This window comes from Streptomyces maremycinicus, assembly GCF_001184025.1.
Taxonomy (GTDB): Bacteria; Actinomycetota; Actinomycetes; order Streptomycetales; family Streptomycetaceae; genus Streptomyces; species Streptomyces maremycinicus.
On the sequence record NZ_BBYG01000008.1, the window covers coordinates 828,708 to 852,351 of the forward strand.

A 23,644-nucleotide genomic window follows, 5' to 3' on the forward strand; every position below is an offset into this window, starting at 1 on the left:
GTCGTATTCGTGGCATCCGGGGTCGCCCCGGGGGTGCTGCCTGCTGTGCCGTCAGGCGATGCCGCGCGAGGTCTCCTCTTCCCTCTGGTGATCTAAGGGCTTTCGTAGATGATCGGCGGAACGTTCTGTTCCCTCGACTCTCGGGGTGCCTCCCGTACCGGATATGGCATGTGTCAGACTCGGCCCGTGGCTACTAATAATTTTCGTAGTCTCGCCGATCCTCCCACGCAAGGCGATGCCCCTACGAGTGAATCCGCGCCGCAGACCAGCGAGCCCCAGGGGCTCGGGCCGGCCGGCTGGCTGCGCTGGGGCTGGCGTTCGCTGACCACGATGCGTACGGCCCTCGTCCTGCTGCTCCTGCTCGCGCTCGCCGCCGTGCCCGGTTCCCTCGTACCCCAGGAAGGGCGGCAGCCGGTGCAGGCCGCGGACTTCCGCAAGCGCTACCCGGATCTCGCCCCGCTCCTCGACAAGCTTGGCTTCTTCGACGTCTACGCGTCGCGCTGGTTCGCCGCCGTCTACCTGCTGCTCTTCATCTCGCTGGCCGGCTGCATCGTGCCGAGGACTTGGCAGTACGTACGAACCCTGCGGTCCCGTCCGCCGACGGCCCCCAGCCGCCTGGACCGCCTGCCACAGCACGCTGTCTGGACGGCGTCCGCCGACCGGGGTGAGGCGCTGCTCACCGCAGGGGACCTGCTGCGACGTCGACGTTTTCGGGTCGCCGTCGACTTTGAAGGGAACGGATCGGTCGCGGGGGAGAAGGGGTACCTGCGCGAGGCCGGAAACCTGGTGTTCCACACGGCGCTGTTCGGACTCCTCATCGCGCTCGCGGTCGGCAGCCTCTTCGGGGCGGCCGGCCAGAAGCTCGTCCTCGAAGGGGAGAGCTTCACCAACACCGTGACGCAGTACGACGACTTCACCCCCGGCACGTTGGCCTCGGCCGACAGCCTCCAGCCGTTCGGCTTCCGCCTCAAGGGGTTCTCGGCCGCGTATCAACGCAGTGGTCCGCAGCGCGGCACCGCCAGCTCCTTCGTCGCGAAGCTCAGCTACACCGAGGGTGACGGCGGGCAGGAGCGCGCCGCCCGCGTGGAGGTCAACAAGCCGCTGGAGGTGGGTGGTTCGAAGGTGTTCCTGGTCGGCCACGGTTACGCCCCCGTGGTGACCGTTCGTGACGGCAAGGGTGAGGTCGCGTGGCAGGGGTCTGCCGCGTTCCTGCCGCAGGACGGCAACCTGCGCTCGGTGGGTGTGGTCAAGGCGCCGGACGCCCGTGACCGCAACGGCAAGCGGGATGGCCTGGGTTTCTCCGGGTTCTTCCTGCCCACCGTCCAGCTGACCAAGAACGGCTGGTTCTCCTCCTTCCCCGCCCCCGACGACCCGGTCATGGTCCTGACCGCGTACCGCGGCGACCTGGGCCTGGACAGTGGGCAGCCGCAGAACGTCTACCAGCTCGACTCCAGCCGTATGACGCAGTTCCGGGAGACCGACGGATCGCCGTTCGCCCGGGCGCTGCGCCCCGGCGACCAGATGAAACTCCCCGGCGGAGCCGGCTCGCTCACCTTCGACGGCATCAAGCAGTGGGCGAGCTTCCAGATCGCCCGCAACCCCAGCAACAGCACGGCCCTGTGGAGCTCTGTGGCCATGGGCCTCGGCCTGTGCGCGTCGCTGTTCGTCCGCCGCCGACGGGTGTGGGTGCGCGTCGAGCCCATGCTGGGCGGCGGCGTACGGATCGTGGTCGCCGGGCTGGATCCCGGCGGTACCGAGCGGACGGCCGAGGAAGTGACCGAACTCGCCGACGAGTTGCGTGAGCGGTTTCCCGCCCTGCGGAACGCCACGCCGGACGTGAACACCCCAGAACCCGTGCACCAGGAGCAGAAGTGAGCGGTACCTCTCTCGCGGACCAGGACCTGGCCCAGCTCGCCAACTGGCTGATGTATTCGGCCATCGCCGTTTATCTGCTCGCCTTCGTCGCCGCCTGCGCCGAGTGGGCGTTCGGTGGCAGCACCAAAGTCGTTCGCGTATCCGCTGCCGCCTCGTCGGCACAACAGACTCCGGTCGCGCCCTCACGCGGCCGGACGAGGAGCGTGGCCGTGGACGGTGCAACAGGAAGCAGCACGCAAGTGCTGGCATCGCCCGCGGCCACGTCTCCGGAAGAACACCGAACCCCGGCGGGCGACGGCCCCGGCGCGGCCGGTGACAGCCCCAGGGCCGACCTGGTCGGACGGATCGCCGTCTCGCTGACCGTGCTGGCGCTCCTGCTCCACTTCGGCTCGGTCCTCGCCCGCGGTCTCGCGGTGAGCCGCCCGCCGTGGGGCAACATGTACGAGTTCTCCACCGCCTTCGCCCTGATGGCGTCGGTCGCGTACGTCGGTCTGCTCGCGGCCCGCAAGCCCGTGCGCTGGCTGGGAGTCCCGGTCCTCTTCTCGGTCCTGCTGACCCTCGGCCTCGCGGTGTCGGTGCTGTACGTCGACTCCGCGCAGCTCGTGCCCGCGCTGCACTCGTACTGGCTGTGGATCCACGTCTCCGCCGCGATCATCTCCGGCGGCGTGTTCCACACGGCGGCCGTGGTCAGCGTCCTGTACCTGTTCCGCGACCGATGGGAGCGCGAGGTCGCGGCAGGCCGGGGCGACGGGCGAACGGCGGAGCTCTGGCGACGGCTGCCGTCCGCGCGGACGCTGGACAAGCTGGCGTACCGGCTGACGGGCCTGGTGTTCCCGCTGTGGACCTTCGCGGTCATCGCGGGCGCGGTGTGGGCGGAGGCCGCGTGGGGGCGCTACTGGGGCTGGGACCCCAAGGAGACCTGGGCCTTCATCACCTGGGTCGCATACGCCGCGTACCTCCACGCCCGTGCCACTGCCGGGTGGAAGGGCCGGCGCGCGGCGGTGCTCGGGCTTGTGGCGTTCGCCACCTTCGTCTTCAACTACTACGGCGTCAACATCCTCATCACCGGTCTGCACTCGTATGGAGGGCTGCCGACCCGATAAAGAGCTCATCGGGTGGTGAGGCCGTAAGGTGTTCCAGTACCCCCTGGGGGTAGGATGCGACTCCGGCGACCAGTCAGCACGGCACAGGTGGAACTCATGGCGATACGGACAGCTCACAGCGGCGGCGGCATGGCCGTCCGCTGGGCGTACGGGGTGTTCCTCACCCTGTGCGTCGCGCTGGCCGTGCTCGTTCACCACGAGACGTCCATGACATCCGTGATGTCCATGACGACCGCGTCGCCCACCTCAGTCTCTGCTCGCATGCCGGCTCCCGCCCACGCCGCTCATGCCATGGCGGACGCGGCCCATGCGATGGCGGGCGAGGCGGCACCCTCCGCCTCGGAATCGTCCGCGCACGGCGTTGATTCCGGCGCGTGTGCCATGCCTGGCATGCAGCACTGCACCACGGCGAGCGTCGGTTCCGTACAACTGGCCGCGCCGGGCCAGAGCACGTTCGACCCGCCCGCGGATCTGGAGCGTGCCGCGGAAGGTCGTGTCCCCGCCAGTGCGGTCGGCCGTGCCCCGCCTGATCTGTCTGTCCTCTCGCAACTGCGCATATAGGCCGCGCCCGGACGGCGCGCGATGTGCCGTCCCTTCGCGACCACATCGGCAGTTTCGAAGCAGAGGACATAACGCAATGAACAGCATCAACCGCCGCTCCGTCCTGCTCGCCGGACTGGGAGCAGCCGGCGCCGGGGCGCTCGCCGCCTGCACCAGTGGGAGCGGCTCCGGTAGCGGCAACGCCCTGATCAACCCCTCCGGCTCGGCGGTCGCCGCCGCCGAGAAGAAGCGCAAGACCACCGGACGGCAGCAGAAACTCACCCTGACCGCGGCGCCGGCCATGATCGACCTGGGCGGCGGCGTCATGCCCAAGACGTGGGCCTTCGACGGCCGTACCCCCGGCAAGGAGGTCCGGCTCTCCGTCGGCGACACCCTGGTCGCCGAGCTGTCGAACCAGCTCCCGAACAAGACCACCACGTCGATCCACTGGCACGGCATCGCGCTGCGCAACGACATGGACGGCGTGCCCCCGGCCACCCAGACTGCCGTCCGGGCCGGCTCCACCTTCACCTACAACTTCATCGCCGACGCCCCCGGCACCTACTTCTTCCACCCGCACGTCGGCGTCCAGCTCGACCGCGGCCTGTACGCCCCGCTGATCGTCGAGGACCCCAAGGAGACCCTCGACTACGACGACGAGTGGGTCGTCCTCCTCGACGACTGGGTCGACGGCGTCACCGGCACCCCCGACGAGGTCTTCGCCGAGCTCAGGCAGGGCATGGGCGGCATGGACATGGGGGAGAGTGCCAGCCCCAGCTCCAGCGGCATGGAGGGCCACGACATGGGGGACATGGGCGGGATGGACATGGGCGACTCCGCGTCCCCCTCGGCCTCCGCCTCCTCGTCCGGCGGCATGTCGATGGGCAAGTTCATGCTCATGGGCGCCGAGAGCGACCTGCTCGGCGGCGACGCCGGCGACGTGAAGTACCCGCACCACCTCGTCAACGGCCGGGTGGCGACCGACCCGGACGTCTACACCGGCAAGCCCGGCAAGAAGGTACGGCTGCGGATCATCAACGCGGGCGGCGACACCGCCTACCGCGTCGCTCTCGGCGGTCACAAGCTGACCATCACCCACACCGACGGCTTCCCGGTCCAGCACCAGGAGGTGGACGCCCTGCTCGTCGGCATGGGGGAGCGCTACGACGTGCTCGTCACCCTCGGTGACGGCGTCTTCCCGCTCGTCGCTGTGGCCGAGGGCAAGAACACGAACGGCTTCGCCCTGGTGCGCACGGGATCGGGGAGCGCCCCGAAGCCGACCGTCCGCCCGAAGGAACTCGACGGCATGATCATGACGGCGTCGCAGCTGCGCGCCGCAGACGACGTACGGTTCGAGACCGCCAAGACCGACGTGACGCACCAGCTCAAGCTGACCGGCGGCATGGACAAGTACAACTGGGCCATCAACGGCAAGCCCTTCGACATGGCTAACCCCGACGCGAACCCCATCATGATCGAGGAGGGCCAGCGCGTACGGCTCGACTTCGTCAACGACACCGACATGTGGCACCCGATGCACCTGCACGGCCACACGTACCAGATCGGCACGTCCGGCCCCCGCAAGGACACCGCGATCGTGCTGCCCAAGAAGAAACTGTCCGTCTTCTTCGACGCCGACAACCCGGGCCAGTGGATGCTGCACTGCCACAACGCCTACCACGGTGAGGCCGGGATGATGGCGAACGTGGCCTACAAGGCCTGACATTCTCCACACGCCTCACGGACGGGCCCGCCGGATTTCGATGGGTCCGTCCGGACCGGCGTACATATAGGCCCACGATCTCCCTTGCCGCTCGGGCTGAGCGAGCCATCCGCAGGGTGCCTCAGGGGGGAGATCGTCGCCGAAGGCTGGGTACCGGACGAAGGGGTGCGAATACCCTGGGGGAAACGAATTCATTGCGGTTGCCGCAATGGCTGGTTCACGGGCTGGCCCGGCAGTGACGGGGCTCAGCGGTCCGCACCGCAGCGGGGTGTCGCCAACGATCCGCGTGCCGAGCTGGTCAATGCCTTGCCTGCCGGAGGGCCGCTTTCCCCGTCCAGAGGACTGTCCGAGCGAAGTGGCGCTTCTGCGACCAGCGCGGTCGCGGGTCAGAGTACGCGCACGGCCCCGGTCGGCGGGTCCCAGGAGAGGGACTTCTCGGCGATACCTGTGGACGGGTTCTGAGCTCCTACGAACTTGCCGTCGCCGACGTAGAGCGCCGTGTGGTACGCGCTGCCGGCGGAGCCCCAGTAGAGGATGTCGCCGGGCTGGATGTTGCTCAGTGAGACCGGGGTGCCCGTCGCCGACTGGTCCTGCGCCACCCTTGGGAGGCTGACGCCTGCCTGCTTGAATGCGGCTTGGAGCAGGCTGGAGCAGTCCCAGGAGTTGGGGCCGGTGGCACCCAGTATGTAGGCGTCGCCGATCTGCGCCCTGGCGAAGGCGATGACCGCCGCTGCCGAACCGCTGGCCGTGGACGAGGAGGTGCTCGGGGCGGTGGTGGTGCCGGCGGACGAAGTCAGGGTGGTCCGCTCGGAGGAGCGCGAGGCGGCGGCCTTCTTGCGCTCGGCCTCGGCCTTCTGAGTGGCTTCGGCCTTCTTCTTGGCCTGGGCGAGGTCCGCCTTGGCCTGCTTGGCGGCCTTGGTGGCGGCTGCGTCACGCTCGGCCTGCAGTGCGTAGTTGGCCGCGGCCTGCTGGGTCGCGTCCGCGGACTGCGCGACCTGCGCGGCCAGGTCGGCCGTGAGGGTGGGCAGTTCGAGCGTCTGGGCCGCCGGCTCAGCGGCGTTCGCCGAGGCAGCAGACACACCAGCCACCGTCAGCGTGCTGAGTACGCCACCAGCAACCCTGGCCCGCACCGCCATGTGCGACGTGGTGCGGCGGGGTTTCCGGTGGCTTGGTATGTGAGCGGTGTGGGACATGAGGACAACCGGTATCAGGGCCTCCTCCATATGTTCAAGGAATGTGTAGTGGGCCACACTTGCTCAACAGGGGCTCAGAATTCCCTGCGGGCCACTCCTTGTTGACGCCATAACGGGCATTGCGGACTCCGACTGCAAGTCCACTACCAAGGGGCTTCGTAGGTACGCCCGAATTGCCCCTCGAACTACCATCGACCGGAGCTGGTCGCCAAGCCCCGCTTCTGGGGAGGTTGGCGGACGTGATGCGAGTCACGGAACGGTCTTCGCTGTCGTCGCAGTCTTACGGAGACTGCTGCCGGAGGTCGCACCGAGCCCCTCGGCCGCTTTCGGTCCCTAGCCCGCTGGTCCTGGGCGCTCTTCCGCGATATGTCCCTGGCGCCGATTGCCCTCTTCGAATCGGGCCTTCTCCAGGAGTGCCGCGGAAACTACGCAGACGTGCAAGCCCGCTTTGACGTGGCCGCCCGCTTCGGCGACCCAAGGATGTGGGTCCGGCCGACTGAGGTGCGGTGGGCTCTCCCCTGCCGGGAGGATCAGGCTCTCGCCGTCGCACTGAAAGTCGTCGCGAGCGCGCCATAGGTTAGCTGTCGACCTGACGTTCTCTGGGTCCCTGGCGGCCTGGATCGACGACGCTGGCCGGGACGGTCTGTCCGCGCTGCACGACCGCGACCTCTTGGGCGTTGTGAGCGGGTATGCGGTAGCCTATGACCTAAGGTTCTTAGGTGCATAGTAGAATCTTGGACTGTCGGGACTGATGGAAGCATGCGGAGAGTGGAGTCGCTATTCGCATGACCGTCGGCGTCGTGACGCATCCGGACGGTGCCGCCTGCCCACCCTGGCGGCGGCTTCCGAGCCCGGGGCGCCCCGCGGCACCAGAAACATACGAACCGGGAGAGACGCACCTGGAAGGCCACCTCGTGACGGTGCCCCACGAGCTCACGGGGAGCTTCAGCGGCCGATGGAGGTGAGGAGTTCCATGTGCCCGGACAACAGAGCTTCCATCGGTCGCGGTGCCTGCGCTGTCGCCGTACCACTGGTCGAGCCGGGCCGGTACGTGGTGGCCATGCCGCTGTGCGTGCTCGCCCTCTGCCCGCCGGGCACAATGTTCATGAGGGGCGGGATGAGCAGCGGCCATGGCAAGGGCCTGGCCGGCAGCTCGTGCGCCGCAGGGGACAGGCGCTACAAGACCGGTACCTCCTCCGCCGCCGAGACGGAACTGAACGAGCAGATCAACGCGCTGCGGGCCCAACCGTGCGCGGCGAAGGCCGCCCAGGTCCGGCATCAGAACGTCACCGCTGCCCGAGGCCCCGGTCGCCAAGGCCGCTGGCTCCGGCACCGCACCTGACCGCGCCCCGGAGCGCCAGATGCGACATGAGAGGGTGATGGCGCATGCCGAATCCCACAGCAGGATGCGACGAGATCCGCGAATGGCTGGGGGTGTATGCGCTCGGGGCGCTGGAGCCGGGGGAGGACGTGCCGATCCGAGCTCACCTCGACCACTGCCCTGCCTGCCGGTCCGAGTGCGACGACCTCGTCGGCGTGGTCCAGGTGCTCCGCCGTGCTCTTCCGCGGCCGACCGCGGCACACGGTGCGCGACCGCCACACCCTCCGTGGGGAGACTGAAAGGTTCGCGGAAGCGGTGGCACGGTGGTCGCCGACGCCGTCTCAGCCACGTGGACCACCCGTACGGGAGCGAGCGCCCGCGTGGAAAGGTGGGGTCGGAGGGTGAGGCCGGCGGCCGGCCCGTCGGATCAGCAGCAGCGTCAGGAGCACCACCGCTGCGGCCAGCGGCAGCGTGATAGACAGCAGCAGCCAGGCGGACGGCGCCGTGCCCGGACCGCTGCGCAGCAGGTCGGCGTGCGCCTGCTGGTTGGCCTCCAGCGCGGCGAGGAGGGCGACACCGGCCGCGACCGCGGCCCGGCGGTACGTGACCCGGAGGTTCGGCCACCGCCCGCGCAGTCGGCCGATCGCCTCACGCAGCAGCGCTCCGACGGCTCCCAGGACGAGGACGAGGCTGAGCGGGTTGTAGCGCCACGCCTCGCCGATGTCTCCGAGCATCGCCGCGTGCACTCCCCGGGTGGCGCCGCACAGTGGATCCATTACGCCCGCGTAGTGCAGCGGGCCGTGCAGATCCACCGGAGGCAGCCCAAGAACGGCCAGCAGCCCTCCCGACATGAGGCCGACGGCCGCCAGCGGCCCCACCCACCGGTGCCGGTCGCGCTCCTCCCAGGCCATCCGGAAGGGCGGCCATCGCCGTCCACGTACTCTCGCCGTCTCCACGAGGTCGCTCATCCCGCCGTCCCATTGCCGAGGGCCGCTGTCACCATGCGTCCACGAGCTCATTGTGGCCGCCCACCGGACCGGGACCGATGCATCCGGTGCCGTCACCGCGTCACGGAACGCCAGAGACCGGCGATCCGGCAGCCACCAGCCGGGATCCCGTCCGACCGCGGTGACGAGCCCATCGTCGCCAAAACGAAGGAGGGACGTTTTCCGGGCCCTGACCGAGGCCGGCGAATGACCTGCGGGGTCACAGTTTTCCGCAGGGTCCACGAAGGCGGGCCCGAGCCATGCCGCGGTACCGGGGATCCGCCCGGTACCGCGGCATCGTCGGTCTGTCAGACGGCCGATGTCACCTTGACGGGCTCGGTGCCGTCCGCGCTGTGCCGTGCCGCCCAGTTCTCCAGAGCGGTGCGACAGGCGTGGTCGAGGTGGTGCACCCCCGACAGGTTGACTTCGACAGGGCGGTTCTGGGGCAGCGCCTCCAGACTGTCGAGGATCTTCGGCAGCCGCATGAAGGTGGCATTGCCCTTCAGGTGCGCCTGGATGGGTCCGGCACCCTTGTCGATGATCTCCAGCCGGACGTGCGAGGCATCCCACGCCGTCTTGACCACGGCGAGGGCCAGGCCGATGAGCACGCCCTCGAACATGCTGACCGCGACGATCGACACCGCCGTGACGACGAGGATCAGTGCCTCACCGCGGTGATCCCGCCACAGCGCCTTCACCACCTTGGCCGGGATCAGCTTGAAACCCGAGTAGACGAGGATGCCAGCGAGCGCCGGAATCGGAATGACCCCGAGCGCGGCCGGAAGGAGCGCCGCGAAGAGCAGTAGCCAGACGCCGTGCAGGACCCGGGATGCCTTGGTGCGGGCGCCCGCCTGGACGTTCGCCGCACTGCGCACGATGACCGCGGTCATCGGCAGCGCGCCGAGCAGCCCGCAGACGGTGTTGCCCGCACCTTGCGCCATCAGTTCCTTGTCGTACTGGGTGCGCGGCCCGTCGTGCAGCCGGTCCACCGCGGCCGCGCTGAACAGGCTCTCGGCGGAGGCGATCAGGGTGAAGGCGAGAACGGTGCTGAGCACCCCGACGTCCACCAGGTCCCCGAAGGTACCGGGCGTCGGCGGCTGTATCGCGCCGAGCAGTCCCTGCACCTCCACCTTGGCCACCGGCAGTCCGAGGAACACCGAAGCGGACGTGGCGAGTCCCACGGCGGCGAGCGGCGCCGGCACCACCTGGATCGCCTTCGGCAGCTTCTTCCACAGCACGAGTACGGCGATGGTGCCCGCACCGAGGCCGAGCGCGGCCCGCGCACCGGGCGACCCCACCGCGTCGGCGAACATCTCTGGTAGCCCGGCGATCTTGGCCAGGCCCTCGGCCGGTGCCTTCGCCCCCGCCATGGAGTACAGCTGGCCCGCGATCAGCACCGATCCGATCCCGGCCAGCATGCCCTCGACGACTGCGACCGAGATGGCCCGGAAGTAGCGCCCGAACTTCAGGGCGCCCATGAGGAGTTGGAGTACACCGGTGGCGAGCACGATGACGCCGAGTCCCGGCAGTCCGTACTCGCGTACGGCTTCGAAGACCAGCACGGTCAGACCGGCGGCCGGGCCCGAGACCTGCAGACTGCTACCGGGCAGCAGCCCGGTGACGAGGCCGCCCACGATGCCGGTGACGAGGCCGAGTTCGGCCGGAACACCGGAGGCGACGGCGACGCCCACGCACAGCGGCAGGGCGACGAGGAAGACGACGAGCGAGGCGGCGAAGTCCTGCCGGAGAGTCGCTCCGGAAGATCCCGCGTTACTGCGGCGGCGGCCGTGCCCCCGGCTGCCCGTGGGCGTCGTACGGGCGACCTTCCTGCGGGCGCTCACAGCGCGACGAAGGTGTCGGTGTGCGGCCGGTGGGCCAGCACGGTGCCGGTGTGGATCTCGTAGAACCAGGCGTGCAGGCGTAGTTCGCCCGCCTCCAGCCGCGGCCCGATGCACGGGTATGAGCGCAGCCTCAGAATCTGCGCCAGTACGTGGGACTGCACCGCGTCCGCGACGGTGGGGTCGTCCGGTGCTGTCGCGTCTCCCGGCCGTGGTGCGGCGTGGGCGAGCCAGTCGCGGACGGCGGGTACGGCGGTGAGGTTCTCGCCGCGTACGAGCGCGCCGACCGCGCCGCAGTGCGAGTGGCCACAGACAACCACGTCGTTGACGCCGAGTACCTCCACCGCGTATTCGATGGTCGCGGCCTCACTGGTCGGCCGAGCGAGGGTGTACGGGGGCACGATGTTGCCCGCGGTGCGGAGTTCGAAGAGCTCGCCCGGGCGGGCCCCGGTGATCAGGGACGGTATGACCCGCGAGTCGGAGCAGGTGATGAACAGGGCCTGCGGGGCTTGGCCTTCGGCGAGTCGGGCGAACTCTTCGCGCCGTGCCGCGGACTGTTGCCGGAACGACCGTGCGTAGTCGATGAGGGGCTGCATGTGAGATGCCTCCTGGGCGCGCCATGAGGGCGCGTCGGTTCGTCAGGTGCGGTATGTCACTGCGGCAGGCAAGCGGAACTGCCTCGGAACGCCTTCGAGCGTGCGAGGGTGCGAGGCGGCTGGGAGCAGGCTTCAGCCGTCCGGTATGGCACTTGCCCGTGGGCTGGATCAGCAGCGGAAGACCTGAAGCGCCGCCGGTGAGAGGTCTGAGGCCGGTCTCTGCCGGCTGTGCGTGTCTCTGTTCGGCGACGAGGCCGACGGTGCCGCGACCGCGTTGGTGTCCGTGGTCTGGGTGCTGCGGGAAGGGCCGTCTGAGGTGTGCTCGTCGGCCCGCTGGCGATCGCGGGTCAGGGAGTGCTCGGACATCTCCTCAGAGGAGGAGTGCATGGCGTCACAGACCTCATAGTCCACTGCCTCGCCCTGGGACGTCGTCGTCTCCGGCTTGTGGACGGCCGCGGTGGGAGCCGTGTGTGTGAAGAGCTGAAGTGCCAGCAGTGCGGCGGCAAGGGCCGCGAACAAGGCCCATGCCGACTTGCCTCGTGACACTTGCGTTCAGCTCCTGGTCGTACGTCGGTCCGTGCAGCATGGGGCTGCGCAACGGAGATCTGCACAGCACTCCGCTAAGTTCCTTAGTACATTAACCGTAGTCGGCGTCCGAGTGGTTACGGCGAGATGTCACCCTCATGGGGATCGGTTTCAGGGGTGGGCCCTGCCAGCTCTTCCCGTCTGCGCTGCCGCCGTTCCCTCCATATCAGCTCTGCTACCAGGATCACCGCAAGGGCCGCGACCAGTGCCATCGCGAGTGTGCTGATGGTGGAGATCCCTGACAGGAACCCGTCTTCCTCCTTGACGTCCGAAGCGACGTGAAGGGTGCTGGTGATGCCGCTCGGGGTGTAGGCGTCGCTGTGTCCGATCATGTCCCCCTCCGGTTTCCCCGCTGTTGGGGTGTGCGACGCCTACGTTACCCGAGCGGCTCTAAGGCTCTTAGTAGATCTGCTATCCGGCCCGTGTCTCAGTGGCTGTGTCCGTCTTCCGTGTGACCGGTCTCGGCGTCGGTTGACGCGCTCGTCTCTGGTGCCGCGGATTCGGTGTCGGAAGCCGGGGGCTCCTCTGTGGTGGCGTGCTCGTCGGACGTCTCCGTGCCCTCCCCGTGGCTGTGTCCGCTCTGTCCGGACGACTCGCCCAGACCATCCGCCACTGCCCGCAGCCCGAAGAAGCTGACAGCCGCGGTGAGGAGGACGGCCAGCCCCATGGGGCCGAAGATGCGGCGCCAGGAGGAGTGGGCGTCCTTGAGCACGAAGGCGACGAAGGAGACCGTTATCCCCAGAGGGACGAGCACGGCCCCGCGGTCCGGGAAGTCCTCGAAGTGCTGCAGGCCGCCACTGAGCATGCCGATGCCGAACGAGAGCAGCAGTGAAGCCCCGATGACGAGGATCGCGCGCCGCAGCGCGGGCCGGTCGGTGGCGAGAAGAAACTCGTTGACCACTGTCGCGGCCAGGAACACCAGGACACCGATGACGGCGATTTTCGTGTACCGGGCCGGATCCAGAGGATGGTGGACCACGGCGCCGCTGATGAGGCCCGCCCCGACGAAGTACAGCACGTATCCGATGTAACGGCCCGCGAGCGGTGCGGGCTTGCGGGCGCGCCGCCGTCCGCGAGCGCGGCGAGCGGCCGCTCGGCCCCCTGAGGGGGGCGGCTGAGGTGCGGAGCGTACGGGGTGTGCGGGGCGATCGGTGACAAGAGACAAGGCAGGGCCTTTCGGCGACTCGTAGTACACGAAGTTCGGGAAGGAGGTGATCGCAGGCAGAAGCGCCACGGCAGCGCTCAGCCGCAGTCGAAGGGGCGCGGGTGCGTCGCTGCTTGGCTGTGTCAGGACGTGCGAAGCCCTTCACGGAGCTGGAACGTGCGCTCGTGAACAGCGGTCAGGGCGGGGTGCGCCCCGTCTGTCTAAATGCGCAATACGGACGTTGCGGTCACGGAATCGGTGACCAGGTCCGCGACGCCGGTCCTCGTGCCGGAGTGCGGCAACAGGCGGCAGAGTGCGGTCACTTCGAGTGGTGAGTTGCCGGGCGGAGGCACATCGAGGGCCTCATTCGGCTGGCTCGGGGCGCAGTTGTGCGCGGAGTCCGCGAACTCGCCGTCCTCGTGCTGACGGTCCTCGTCGTCGGCCGGAGGCTCCGGTTCATCCACGGGAAGTGACGCGGTGACGCCCGCTGCGAGGTGCCCGGCGGCACTCTCTCCATGCAGTCCGTGAGCGAACAGCAGGCTGAACAGCAACATTGCGAGCCACAGCAGACGGGACAGCTGCGGAGCCCGCGTACGGGCTCGCGGCGGGGCTGCGGCCGTCCGTTCCGTGAGCACGGCGTGATCATAGCGAGTCCGGACGACGCTGCGCCGTCGACTTCAAGGTTGCTCGCTCGATGTGGCACTTCCTCCCAGTATCCCGGCTTCGGCACTCTTGGAGTTATACGCCGCGCCTCTAATGGAGACGCTCTGAATTTGGCAGAGACAGTGTGTCTCGATAAAGCTGGTCATTGTCATGAGGCCTCGGGCGGCGATCCGGAGCGCCCGACGCGACGGGAAGGACACCGGCATGGCCGGCTCACTCCATCACCCCCACCTCCAGCCCGGCTCCGGGGAACCGCTGGAGCCCGACGACCTGTACGCCGAGCCGCCGCCCTGGGACATTGGGCGACCGCAACCGGCATTCCTCGCCCTCGCCGAGGCGGGTGCCATCCGGGGCCGGGTGCTGGACGCCGGTTGCGGGACAGGCGAGCACGTGCTCATGTGCGCGGGCCGCGGTCTGGACGCCACCGGCGTCGACCTCGCCTCCCGGGCCCTGCGCGCCGCGGAGGGCAAGGCTCACGAGCGGGGCCGCACGGCGCGGTTCCTGCACTGGGACGCCCTGAAGCTGGCCGACCTGCACGAAACCTTCGACACCGTGCTCGACAGCGGCCTTTTCCACATCTTCGGCAGCGACGACCGCGCCACCTACGTCGACAGCCTGCGGGCCGCGATCCGGCCGGGCGGCCGCTACTTCATGCTGTGCTTCAGCGACCGGCAGCCCGGCGAGTGGGGACGGGTGCACAAGCTCACGCGAGCCGAGATCGAGGCCTCCTTCGCCGAAGGATGGCGCATCGACTCCATCGAGCCCAGCACCATCGCCATCACCACCGACCCGGACGGCATCCGGGCCTGGCTCGTCGCCCTCACCAGGATCTGAACCCGAGAATGGCCCGGAAAGGAACGCCATGCTGACCGCGGAAGCCCGCGTCGAGACCGAGCGCGCGAGCCGCTACTTCGACCAACTCTGCCGACACGCCGAGCAGATGGGCCGACACCCCCACTATCGGCAGGGCGCTCGCGGCGGCACAGACACGCACAGGCCCCCCGTGGTGCATCACGTCGAATGGACCGACACCGACGGGACGGTCCGCCTGAGCCTGGGCCGGTGGACCTTGCGGGCCACCCCGGACGCGCTGGTGATGCATGTTGAGGCCGCAACCGAGGAAGATCTGCAACGGATGCGGGATCTCATAGCCGCACGCGTCGAAAAGATCGGCAGGCGCGACCACCTGACAGTGACCTGGCGACAGCCTCCGGAAGCGCCCAGCGCTCTCCCCGGAACAGGCGACCAGGAAGACGCCCCGCACCCGATGGAGCACGGTCACGGAAGCGGCACGACCCGCCGGTGGACCGTCCGGGCAGTCATCGGTGCCGTGGCGCTGCTGGTCGTCGCGCATCTGGTGCTGGGCGGCTCCGTGCTGGCGGCTTCGCAGTGGCTGGGCTGGGGGGCCGGCGCCGTCGTCGTGGTGGTCGTCCTCGTGAAGGTCATCGGAATGGGCGGCTTCGTCGCCCACCACCGCCGCAGGCGCACCCGGTGACGCGGACGCGCAGATCGCAGCCGACCTCGCCCTCGGCGGCGTTGAGGTGACGTGGGTGACGCAGCGCCCGTCGTGGTTTCTGGCCGACGACGTCGACGGCCGCGTCCTGTCCGACGTCGCCACCGCTCGCCGCCGCGCGCTCGATGAGGCCCGCACCGACACCGGTGGCGTCGCCTCGCTCGGCGACATCGTGGCCGTCCCGCCGGTGCGCGCCGCCCGCGACGCCGGACTCCTCCACAGGACGGAGCATCCTGGCGGCCTGGCGCCGGGTGCGCTGAGCGGCCAGGATGCCGCCCTGACTGCCCTAGGCGGCCTTGGTGACCGTCAGCTCGCACCCGCAGTTCTCATCGGGGCAGCGATAGACCTCGCCCTCACGGAACGGCATCGCGCCCACGACCCTGTTTACGCGTTCGGTTCGTCGCGAGCGACGCTAGAACCTGGCCCCAGGGGCAAGGTCAACACTGGACGGGAGGAGGAGCGAGCATGGAGATGCCAGGGATGAGCATCGGGCAGGCGGCGCAAGCAGCCGGGCTCACGCCCAAGGCCGTCCGGATCTATGAGGCCAAGGGGCTGCTGCCGAAGGCGGAGCGCAGCGCGGCCGGCTATCGGCTGTACGGCTGGGATGACGTCGAGCTGCTGACATTCATCCGTCGGGCGCGTGCTCTGGGCCTGCACCTGGAGGACGTGCGTGAGGTGCCGAAGATCCGCCGCGGCGGCACACCGCCGTGCGACGGCGTCCGTGACCTGCTGGACGCGCGCATCGCCGAGATCGACGCAACCGTCACAGATCTCCTGGCACTGCGGCAGGCCCTGGTGGAGACCCGCCGGACCGCCGACGACCGGCCGCGGGGAGAGCTGGCCACGGTCTGCTCGATCATCGAGGACGTCTGAGTGACGCGCCCGGACATGGCCGCAGGCCGACGGCGCTCCGCCAGGTCCACGCCGCGTCACCGGCCGACGCTCCCGCGTGCCGACGCGGAAAAGAGCACGCCGCCCGGACGCTCGCTCTCGCGGCTGTCGCGCCAATCCTCCAGGACCGGCGCGCAGACGCGGTCGTTGCCAGAATGGGATGCACACCCTCTCGCCGGTGAGGAGGTCGCCATGGCAGACGAAGGCCCTGCGAGGCCGCAGCCCGGGACGGTGAGGATCGCCGAGGCTGACGGGAAGCGCGTCGTCCTGGCCTTCTCAGGTGTCCTGGACGCACACGTGCTGCGCGAGCTGGAGGAACGTCTCCGCGACCAGCGCCTGCGGCAGGCAGGCGCCTGGGTGCTGGAGATGAGCGACCTCGAACGGCTGGACCTCGCGTGCGCCTACGCTTTGCTCCGCGCGGTGACGAGCGCCCCGGAGCCGGCCGCCCTCACCGTCCGTGGGGCTCGCCGCAACGTGCAGCGGACCCTGCGGCATGCCGGCATCGATGTGGTGGCGACGATCGAGGAGTAGCCGACGACACCCACGCACGCGAGGATCCCCTGGGTGAAGGTCAGGTTGCTGGGGCGGCTGTGGTCAGCAGCTTGTCCACCGAGAAGCGCGACAACCCGCTCGAACTCCAGGTCAAGGCCACCCTTGCTGAGCAGGACCTGACCCGCTGGTTCCCCCTCTGGGCCGCCCCCGGCCTGTGACCTGCCGCCCTCCGAGTCAACGGCTGACGACGTTGCGTCCGATCGGTCCGGTGGCCTGCCACTCGCGATCCAGGACATCGGTCATCGCCGATCGATGCTGCCCGGTGTGTCGCGATGCGTGGCGCCAGGAACCTGATGGCCGCGGCGCCGGGGCGGCGTGTTCCGCTGATTCGCGCGGCTCGGAGTGCTGACCACGGCATCAGCAATGTCCCGTCGATGACGGTGAAGGAGTATGCGGCTGCGCGGAGTTCACGGTCTGTTCCAAGCAGTGCTCTGTCCGGGGATCGGCGTGTGCGTGATCGTCGGCCTGCTGGGTGGCGAGGACGAGCACGGCGACCCGGTGGTCGGACTGGACCAGCGTCACGCGTAGCGGGGCTCCCGCCCCGTTCGTCAGGACGTATTCGTAGAGCGCGGGCGCCGTCGAGCCGTGGTCCTGCGTATCGGGACTTCGGGTCTGGTGCCAGCCGCACCTGTGCAGGGCTTCGGCCAGCTGTCTTACGGCTTGCTGGGCGGCGGAGTTGTCCGCGTACGCCGCGATGCGGTGCTGTGCCGTCGCTCCGCTGTCTCCTCTGTACGTACGAGCGATCTGGTCCTTGGTGCCGGTCCCGTCGAACCACTGCAGAGCGCAGTCACCCGCCCCGCCGGTGGGCAGGGGAGTGGTGGCACCGTTACCTGTGGTTGTGGTGCGCCAGTGATAGCCGGCGTTCCAGGGCAGCGCGGACGGGGACAACAAATCCGTACGCGGGAGACCACCACCGCTGTCCGGTGAGGGCAGGATCGAGGCGGCCGAGACCAGACCTGGGTTGGTCCGCTCGGGACGGTCGCCCGGCGCGCTGCCGGGCAGGGACGTCAGGCCCCAGAGGCCGAGGGAGAGCAGGGCGGCGCAGCCCGCCGTGGTGACCGCCAGTCGGCGGTGGGTCCGGTGGCGGCGCACCCGCTCGTGCACGTCGGTGACGCGCCCACTCACGGTGATCAGAGGCTCGGCGTCGTCGGCGTAGCCGTGGAGCAGCGTGCCGAGGTCGTCCTGCGGGGGACGGCGGGTGTCGTCACTCATGAGGGAGGACCTCCTGCCGGGGTTGTGCGGCGGTCGCTGTACGGCCTGTTCGTGCCGTCGGCGTGTCCGGCGAGTCGGTGAGATGGGCGCTGAGAACGCGGCGGGCCCGCATGAGCCGTGAGCGTACCGCCGTGCTGGTCGACCCGGTCTGGCGGGCGACCTCCTCCACCGGGAGGTCGAGGAGATGGTGCAGGACCACCGCGCGCCGCTGTTCGGGGTTGAGGCGACGCAGGGCGGCGACCAGGGCGACGTGGTCGGGTGCGAGGCCGGGTAGATCGGGCGGCGGACCGTGCCGGAAGTGAGCGAGGATCCGGTTGCGGGTCCTGCGCCAGGAGCTGACCGCCAGGCGCAGGGCGACCGTACGCACCCACGGCGTCGGATCCCCTTCCGCGACCAGCTGCTCCCACCGCGGCCAGGCCCTGGCGTACGCCTCCTGGACCGCGTCCTCCGCCTCGCCGAGGTCGCCCGTCACCGCATACACGACGGTGACGAGCCGCTTCACGCTCTCGGTGTAGAAGCGCTCGAAGTCCCTACGTGCGTCCGGTGGTTGCCCCTGGCTCTCCGTCATCGCCCCCTCCTGTGACGGCCACTCGCTCCAAAACGGCGGGTCAGCGGAGCAACGAGCTCGCCGACCTCGGGGATGCGCAGCGGACGCGCCAACACCACGACCGACAGGCCGATGACGGCGGCGCCGAGCACTAGGCCCGAGGCGTCCCCCGTGAGACCGCCGCCCAGCCGGTCCGTGAGCCAGCCGCTCACCGCGTACGCCAGGGCGGCGCCTGGCAGGCAGGCGACGCCGAGGCGCAGGTGCGTGCCGAGTGCCCTGTCCAGGGGACGGCCCAGCCTGCGGCGCAGCACGAGCGCGGTGCAGCACAGGCCCGCCGTACAGGCGATCGCATAAGCGGCCGCGATGCCGGTGACCGCCCAGCGCGCGGGCAGCAGGACGTACGAGGCCGCGGACAGTCCCGCGTTGACGGCGGCGATGACGAAGGTCAGCAGGAACGGCGTACGGGTGTCGCCGAGTGCGTAGAAGCCGCGCGAGAGCACGTACTGCGCGGAGAAGGCCGCCAGCCCAGGCGCGAACGCCGCCAGCACCCAGCCGATCGCCCGGGCATCGGCGTCGCTGACCTGCCCGTACTGGTAGGCGAGCCCGGCGAGTTGAGGCGCGAGCACCAGGAAGAGGAACACGGCGGGCACGATCGCCACCGCTGTCGTGCGCAGGGTCCGGGACAGGCCGGCGCTCACCTGCGTCAGGTCCCCGTCGGCGGCGGCCCGGCTCATCCGTGGCAGCAGCACGGTGACCAGGGAGACGGTGACGATGCCCTGCGGCACCACCCACAGCTGATAGGCGCTGCTGTACGCGGTGTAACCGACGCCCTCCGTGACGCCCTCGGCGACGGCACGCACCCCGGCGGACGTGGACAGCCGGGTCACCACCCAGTACGCGACCTGGTTCACCAGGACCAGCAGCAGAGTCCACACGGCGGCCCGCACCGGCCGCCCGAGCCCCGATCCGCGCCAGTCGAACCGCGGCCGCCACCGGAACCCGGCCGCCCGCAGCGACGGCAGCAGCGCCAGCGCCTGGACGGCGATGCCCGCCGTACTGCCCAGGCCGAGCAGGAGCAGCTGGCCGTCCGTGACCTCGCCCGCCGTGCTCGCGGTACGGGCGATCACCAGGTACAGCCCGAACACCGCGATCACGATGACGTTGTTGAGCACCGGGGTCCACATCATCGCCCCGAACCGGTCGCGGGCGTTGAGGACCTGGCCGAGCACGGTGAACACGCCGTAGAAGAGGATCTGCGGCAGGCAGTAGCGGGCGAGCGCGACGGTGAGGTCGCGCTGGGCGCCCGTGTAGTCGGTGTACGCCGAGACGATCCACGGCGCGGCGAGAACGGCTGCGGTGGTGATCGCGGTCAGGGCGGTCAGGCAGAGCGTGAGCAGCCGGGCGGTGTACGCGGCCCCGCCGTCCGCGTGCTCCTTCGCCGCCCGCACCAGCTCCGGCACGAACACCGAGTTCAGCGCTCCGCCGATCAGCAGGATGTAGACGATGTTGGGCACGGTGTTGGCGACGTTGTAGGCGTCGCCGAGCAGCGCCGTGCCCAGTGCGGCGACCACGACCGCGCCGCGGACGAACCCGGTGGCCCGCGACGCCAGGGAACCCAGCATCATCACCGCCCCGCCGCGCAGCCGGGGTGTCGAACGGGACTTCGGAACCGACCCGGTGGCGGCTTCCACCTGTTCCTGAGCCGTCACGCCGCGTGTCCTCCCCGCCGGTCGGGCAGCTCGGTGAAATTCCCCGCCACAGGCCGGGGCCGCCAGGCGTGCAAGAGACAGGCGGGTCTGTCCCGCCGCCCTCCCGGCGGAGGAGTACGGAACAGATCGAGGAGACCTGCCACATGGCCGTGACAGAGGCGCAGATGTCCGAAGCCACACACACCCGCAGCTACGAGGTGCTCACCACGACCGCCGAACAGCACCTGGGATATCTGGACTCTCTCCCCGGACAGGCGAGCTTCCTGCAGTACCCGTCCTGGGCTGCGGTGAAGGCAGGCTGGAAGGCGGAACGGCTCGGCTGGTTCGACGGCTCCGGACGCCAGTGCGGTGCGGCCCAGGTGCTGTACCGGCAACTGCCCAGAACGCGCCGGTACTTCGCCTACCTGCCGGAAGGGCCGGTGGTGGACTGGGCGGACCCGCGGCTGCCGCATCTGCTTCAGCCGCTGCTGGACCATCTCCGGTCGGCCGGCGCCTTCGCGGTGCGGATGGGGCCGCCGCTGCCGTACCGCCGCTGGAATGCCGCGACGCTCAAGGAGGCGGTCGGTCCCGGCCGCCGTGTCGGGGACGTACTGCCGGACCTCGTCGACCCGGTCGGCGCGGCCGTCGCGGACCGGCTGCGGGCGGCCGGCTGGCGGCGCTGCGGAGAGGAAGGGGACTCCGGCGACGCACAGCCCCGCTACCTCTTCGAGGTGCCGCTCGCCGGCCGCGGCCTCGACGACCTGTGGGCGGGGCTGAACCAGGAGTGGCGGCGCAACATAAAGAAGGCGGCGAAGGCCGACGTCGAGCCCTGCGTCGGTACGGCCGACTATCTGCCGGAGTTCTACCGGCTGCTGCAGCTCACCGAGCGGCGCGACGGTTTCCGGCTCGGACGCTCGCTGGACTACTTCCAGCGCCAGTATCAGGAGCTCAACACGGAGGAGCCCGGCCGCATGCGGCTGTACCTGGCGTGGCACGACGGGGAGGTGCTCGCCGCGCACACGCTGATCGTGGCGGGGCGCCGGGCCTGGTACCAGACGGGAGCGTCCGCGGACCACCGCCGCGAGGTGCGGCCGAGCAACGCCCTGCAGTGGCGGATGCTCCGCGACGCGCACGCGCTGGGTGCCGAGGTGTACGACATGCGGGGCGTGCCCGATGTACTCGATCCGCAGGAGCGGTCGTTCGGCCTGATGCGCTGGAAGCTCGGAACGGGAGGCCAGGTCGTCGAGACGCTCGGTGAATGGGAGCTGGCGCTTGAGGGCGCTGTCAACAAGACCCTGCACCGTGCCATGCAGAGGTATCTGGCACGGCGCTGAGGGCAGCCCCGGGGCGTGCGGATCGGTCATGGGGCAACAGTAGCCGCGAAGTGCTAAGTAATTTAGTACTGGGTTCCGCTCTGCTGAGTGAATGGGAGCCCCGGGGCGCGGGAGGTCATGCGTGTGATCAGCTAGGACGGCGGCTTGGACCGCGAACTCGTACTCGTGGACGGGTTGAGCCCTGTGGACGTAGCGCTTGTTCATCGCGAGGCGCTTCGGGTCCTGCGCTCCGGCATCGAGGTGGCCCACCTCGACGCCTACTGCGACGACGCCTGGCCACCAGCAGTGGTGCACTTGTACGAACGCGCGCTGTCCCTGGCCCGGCAGGCGGTGGCGGACGGCAGTCGCTCGCGGCGCGCCGATCCTGGGATGGGGATCGACATCGACGTCCGCGACGACGCGCAGTTCGAGCTGCTGTCGGATCTGGCGCCCCACACGATCAACGCCGAAGGCTGGCGTGGGGACCGGCTGGTCTTCAGCGCCAGTGACTCGGGAACCACCCTGTGGATCGCCGTGACACAGGAGCAGGAGGCAGAACTCCTGTCCCGACTGGACACACTGGGGATCCCACCAACCGCGCTTCTCGTCCAGCCACGCGGCCACTGAGGCGCAATCACGATGCGGGCTCGCGAGCCACAGGATCGGGTCGGCGCCGCCGGTACGCGGCAAGTTGGACTCCGGGCCGGTAGCGTGCCGCGAGCTTGTCGAAGTAGTTGGCGGTGTTCGACCACGTTCCGGCCGTTCGGGGATCGTCGCGCGGTACCGCGCCGTCGGCACGGGCACGGGTCGCTCGCGAGCCCGTTGATCACCTGTCGGTGATCCCATCAAGGGCGTCCACGCCCGTTCACGCCAGGGAGCGGCGACTGCGCTGCTGCTCGCAGTGATGAGAGCCGGCGCCTTGTAGCCGGGGCGCGAGCCCAGCGTGGTCCGATCCCTGACAGGGTCGACGCTGTTCTATGGCTCGCGCTCCGGCGCATATGTCATTTCGCGCCGAGGGCCTTCTGCAGCGCGGTGAGGTTGGCTTCCATGACCTCGACGTAGTTGTCCCCGCGGGACTGCTCGGTGATCCCTTCGACGGGGTCGAGGAGATCTGTCTTCAGGCCGGTGTCCTTGGCGAGCGTCTTCGCGGTCTCGTCACTGGCCAGGGTCTCGAAGAAGACCGTTGTGACCTTGTCCCGCTTGGCGATCTCTTGGAGTTCCTTGATCCGAGCGGGGCTGGGCTCGGACTCCGGATCCAGTCCGGCGATGCCCTGCTGTTCCAGGCCGTACCGCTGGGCGAGGTAGCCGAACGCGGTGTGGGAGGTGATGAAGACCTTGCTCGTGGAATTCTTCAGACCGTCGGTGAACTTGGTGTTGAGGTCGTCGAGCTTGTTGACCAGCGCGTCGGTGTTCTTCCTGTAGTCGGCGGCGTTGTCCGGGTCGGCCTTCTCCAGGGCTGTGCCGACGCCCTTGGCGACCTCGGCGTACTTCACCGGGTCCAGCCAGACGTGCGGGTCGAGTGACGTTCCCGTGCCGCCCTCCTCCTCGTCCTCGGTGTTCGCTGTGCCGAGGTCCTCCAGGGTGGTGAGGGTCGTGGCATCAACGGCGCGCTTCACACCGGACTGGGCGACGGCCTCGTCGACGGCGGGCTGGAGGTCCTTGAGGTAGAGGGTGAGGTCGGCCTCGCCGAGTTGGGCGGTCTGCTGCGGGGTGAGTTCCAGGTCGTGGGGCTCGACGCCGGGCCTGGTGAGAGTGGTGACGGAGACATGGTCGCCCCCGATCTCCTCGGCGAGGTACTGCATGGGGTAGAAGGACGCCACCACGTTGACCTTGCCGCCATCCTCGCGGCTGGCGGCAGCGGTGTCGGAGGTGCTACAGGCGGACAGGCCGACGAGAGCGAGCGCTGTGACTCCGGTGACGGCAGCGGCGGGTATGGGGAGGAGTCGTACGGTCATGGCACCCAACACTCAAGGAAAATGGCAACCATTGTCAACGAGTTCCCCGCCGTGGCGATGTAGTCTGTAGGAACCTACTAAGCCTTTTCGTAGACTGGTCCCTTCTTCCCGCGCGCCCGCAAGCCTGCGACAGGAAGCGGAGTGCTCGGTGTCGGGTCGCGCGGCGGTGGTTTCCGCTGGCCCAGGGCCCGGCTGAAGCGCGATGCGGAAGGTTGCGTGCACGGTATTTCCTGTGTGTGTGGGGGGGTGCTGCGGGTTGAGCGGTTGCTGGTGGCCGTCTGGGCCCGGAGGGCCGGGCGCGTCCGTGGGCTGCCGTCGAGCCAGTGCGCCACTCGGGCGTTAGCCGGAACGCGGCGTCGGGGAGGCAATGAGGACCTGTCTGTCGATCGCCAATGTGCCGCGCCCA

The 23,644-nt window shown here is 69.5% G+C and carries 24 protein-coding genes and 2 pseudogenes; 14 read left to right on the forward strand and 12 right to left on the reverse strand.

The window, feature by feature from the left end; all coding sequences use genetic code 11:
* Positions 1-330: 330 nt before the first annotated feature.
* The 4 genes from resB to AOQ37_RS03990 all read left to right on the forward strand — a co-directional run bounded on the left by resB (position 331) and on the right by AOQ37_RS03990 (position 5,241).
* The gene (gene resB, locus AOQ37_RS03975; protein WP_062641097.1) at positions 331-1,875 is read left to right on the forward strand and encodes a cytochrome c biogenesis protein ResB; all 1,545 of its coding nucleotides are present in this window, start codon (positions 331-333) and stop codon (positions 1,873-1,875) included.
* On the forward strand, positions 1,872-2,978 hold the full coding sequence (gene ccsB / locus AOQ37_RS03980) for a c-type cytochrome biogenesis protein CcsB (RefSeq protein ID WP_062641100.1): 1,107 nt from the start codon (positions 1,872-1,874) through the stop codon (positions 2,976-2,978). Before resB ends, ccsB begins: the two co-directional genes overlap by 4 nt.
* 96 nt (positions 2,979-3,074) lie before the next feature.
* Positions 3,075-3,539: a hypothetical protein gene (locus AOQ37_RS03985; RefSeq protein WP_062641102.1), complete on the forward strand. Its 465-nt coding sequence runs from the start codon at positions 3,075-3,077 to the stop codon at positions 3,537-3,539.
* Between the two features lie 76 nt (positions 3,540-3,615).
* Entirely contained in the window at positions 3,616-5,241 is a 1,626-nt protein-coding gene (locus AOQ37_RS03990; protein WP_062641103.1) for a multicopper oxidase family protein, read from the forward strand.
* Between the two features lie 386 nt (positions 5,242-5,627).
* Here AOQ37_RS03990 and AOQ37_RS03995 read toward each other — a convergent pair whose 3' ends face one another.
* Positions 5,628-6,434, reverse strand: coding sequence for a C40 family peptidase (locus AOQ37_RS03995; RefSeq protein WP_078890001.1), 807 nt, complete (start codon positions 6,432-6,434; stop codon positions 5,628-5,630).
* 945 nt (positions 6,435-7,379) lie between these two features.
* Complete coding sequence (locus AOQ37_RS40310; protein WP_159401297.1) at positions 7,380-7,541, reverse strand: hypothetical protein; 162 nt, start codon at positions 7,539-7,541, stop codon at positions 7,380-7,382.
* A gap of 10 nt (positions 7,542-7,551) precedes the next feature.
* On the opposite strand from AOQ37_RS40310, the gene AOQ37_RS04005 reads away from it, so the two are divergent.
* Positions 7,552-7,776 (forward strand): hypothetical protein, encoded by a 225-nt coding sequence (locus AOQ37_RS04005; protein WP_062641107.1) that lies wholly within the window; start codon positions 7,552-7,554, stop codon positions 7,774-7,776.
* 44 nt (positions 7,777-7,820) lie between these two features.
* On the forward strand, positions 7,821-8,054 hold the full coding sequence (locus AOQ37_RS42070) for a zf-HC2 domain-containing protein (RefSeq protein ID WP_078889972.1): 234 nt from the start codon (positions 7,821-7,823) through the stop codon (positions 8,052-8,054).
* Positions 8,055-8,096: 42 nt separating this feature from the next.
* On the opposite strand, the gene AOQ37_RS04010 is transcribed toward AOQ37_RS42070, so the two are convergent.
* From AOQ37_RS04010 to AOQ37_RS04040, 6 genes are all read right to left on the reverse strand, one after another.
* Complete coding sequence (locus AOQ37_RS04010) at positions 8,097-8,723, reverse strand: DUF2752 domain-containing protein (RefSeq protein WP_199824922.1); 627 nt, start codon at positions 8,721-8,723, stop codon at positions 8,097-8,099.
* Positions 8,724-9,049: 326 nt separating this feature from the next.
* The gene (locus AOQ37_RS04015; RefSeq protein WP_078889973.1) at positions 9,050-10,582 is read right to left on the reverse strand and encodes a SulP family inorganic anion transporter; all 1,533 of its coding nucleotides are present in this window, start codon (positions 10,580-10,582) and stop codon (positions 9,050-9,052) included.
* On the reverse strand, positions 10,579-11,175 hold the full coding sequence (locus AOQ37_RS04020) for a carbonic anhydrase (protein ID WP_062641112.1): 597 nt from the start codon (positions 11,173-11,175) through the stop codon (positions 10,579-10,581). Before AOQ37_RS04020 ends, AOQ37_RS04015 begins: the two co-directional genes overlap by 4 nt.
* A 662-nt stretch (positions 11,176-11,837) precedes the next feature.
* Entirely contained in the window at positions 11,838-12,092 is a 255-nt protein-coding gene (locus AOQ37_RS04030; RefSeq protein ID WP_062641115.1) for a hypothetical protein, read from the reverse strand.
* A 95-nt stretch (positions 12,093-12,187) separates the two neighbouring features.
* Positions 12,188-12,778, reverse strand: coding sequence for a hypothetical protein (locus AOQ37_RS04035; protein WP_062641118.1), 591 nt, complete (start codon positions 12,776-12,778; stop codon positions 12,188-12,190).
* A 347-nt stretch (positions 12,779-13,125) separates the two neighbouring features.
* Positions 13,126-13,458: a hypothetical protein gene (locus tag AOQ37_RS04040; RefSeq protein ID WP_062641119.1), complete on the reverse strand. Its 333-nt coding sequence runs from the start codon at positions 13,456-13,458 to the stop codon at positions 13,126-13,128.
* 313 nt (positions 13,459-13,771) lie between these two features.
* On the opposite strand from AOQ37_RS04040, the gene AOQ37_RS04045 reads away from it, so the two are divergent.
* From AOQ37_RS04045 to pspAB, 6 genes and pseudogenes are all read left to right on the forward strand, one after another.
* Positions 13,772-14,401, forward strand: coding sequence for a class I SAM-dependent methyltransferase (locus AOQ37_RS04045; RefSeq protein ID WP_062641121.1), 630 nt, complete (start codon positions 13,772-13,774; stop codon positions 14,399-14,401).
* A gap of 28 nt (positions 14,402-14,429) precedes the next feature.
* Positions 14,430-15,062 carry a DUF2218 domain-containing protein gene (locus AOQ37_RS04050; RefSeq protein WP_062641123.1) on the forward strand — a complete coding sequence of 211 codons (633 nt, stop codon included), beginning with the start codon at positions 14,430-14,432 and terminating at the stop codon, positions 15,060-15,062.
* Positions 15,058-15,297, forward strand: a pseudogene (locus AOQ37_RS38325) (pyridine nucleotide-disulfide oxidoreductase); the annotation flags it as partial. The gene AOQ37_RS04050 and the pseudogene AOQ37_RS38325, both read left to right, overlap by 5 nt.
* Before the next feature lie 263 nt (positions 15,298-15,560).
* A complete protein-coding gene (locus AOQ37_RS04060; RefSeq protein WP_062641127.1) occupies positions 15,561-15,953 on the forward strand; it encodes a MerR family transcriptional regulator in 393 nt (130 codons plus the stop codon).
* Positions 15,954-16,163: 210 nt separating this feature from the next.
* Positions 16,164-16,502: an STAS domain-containing protein gene (locus AOQ37_RS04065; RefSeq protein ID WP_062641129.1), complete on the forward strand. Its 339-nt coding sequence runs from the start codon at positions 16,164-16,166 to the stop codon at positions 16,500-16,502.
* 77 nt (positions 16,503-16,579) lie between these two features.
* Positions 16,580-16,681: pseudogene (gene pspAB, locus AOQ37_RS42260) on the forward strand (PspA-associated protein PspAB); the annotation flags it as partial.
* 199 nt (positions 16,682-16,880) lie between these two features.
* On the opposite strand, the gene AOQ37_RS04070 reads toward pspAB, so the two are convergent.
* Genes AOQ37_RS04070 through murJ form a run of 3 tightly spaced genes read right to left on the reverse strand, consistent with a single transcriptional unit; the run spans position 16,881 to position 19,991 of the window.
* Positions 16,881-17,735, reverse strand: a complete 855-nt coding sequence (locus AOQ37_RS04070; RefSeq protein WP_062641130.1) for a hypothetical protein — start codon at positions 17,733-17,735, stop codon at positions 16,881-16,883.
* Positions 17,728-18,303: a SigE family RNA polymerase sigma factor gene (locus tag AOQ37_RS04075; RefSeq protein WP_062641132.1), complete on the reverse strand. Its 576-nt coding sequence runs from the start codon at positions 18,301-18,303 to the stop codon at positions 17,728-17,730. Before AOQ37_RS04075 ends, AOQ37_RS04070 begins: the two co-directional genes overlap by 8 nt.
* The gene (gene murJ / locus AOQ37_RS04080; protein WP_107085093.1) at positions 18,300-19,991 is read right to left on the reverse strand and encodes a murein biosynthesis integral membrane protein MurJ; all 1,692 of its coding nucleotides are present in this window, start codon (positions 19,989-19,991) and stop codon (positions 18,300-18,302) included. The genes AOQ37_RS04075 and murJ overlap by 4 nt, the downstream gene beginning before the upstream one ends.
* A 143-nt stretch (positions 19,992-20,134) precedes the next feature.
* Between murJ and AOQ37_RS04085 the strand changes: the two genes are divergently transcribed.
* Both AOQ37_RS04085 and AOQ37_RS04090 read left to right on the forward strand, forming a co-directional pair.
* Entirely contained in the window at positions 20,135-21,304 is a 1,170-nt protein-coding gene (locus tag AOQ37_RS04085; RefSeq protein ID WP_304956776.1) for a lipid II:glycine glycyltransferase FemX, read from the forward strand.
* A gap of 144 nt (positions 21,305-21,448) precedes the next feature.
* Positions 21,449-21,910, forward strand: coding sequence for a hypothetical protein (locus tag AOQ37_RS04090; protein ID WP_062641134.1), 462 nt, complete (start codon positions 21,449-21,451; stop codon positions 21,908-21,910).
* A 374-nt stretch (positions 21,911-22,284) separates the two neighbouring features.
* On the opposite strand, the gene AOQ37_RS04095 is transcribed toward AOQ37_RS04090, so the two are convergent.
* Positions 22,285-23,238, reverse strand: coding sequence for a metal ABC transporter substrate-binding protein (locus AOQ37_RS04095; protein ID WP_062641136.1), 954 nt, complete (start codon positions 23,236-23,238; stop codon positions 22,285-22,287).
* Positions 23,239-23,644: the final 406 nt, after the last annotated feature.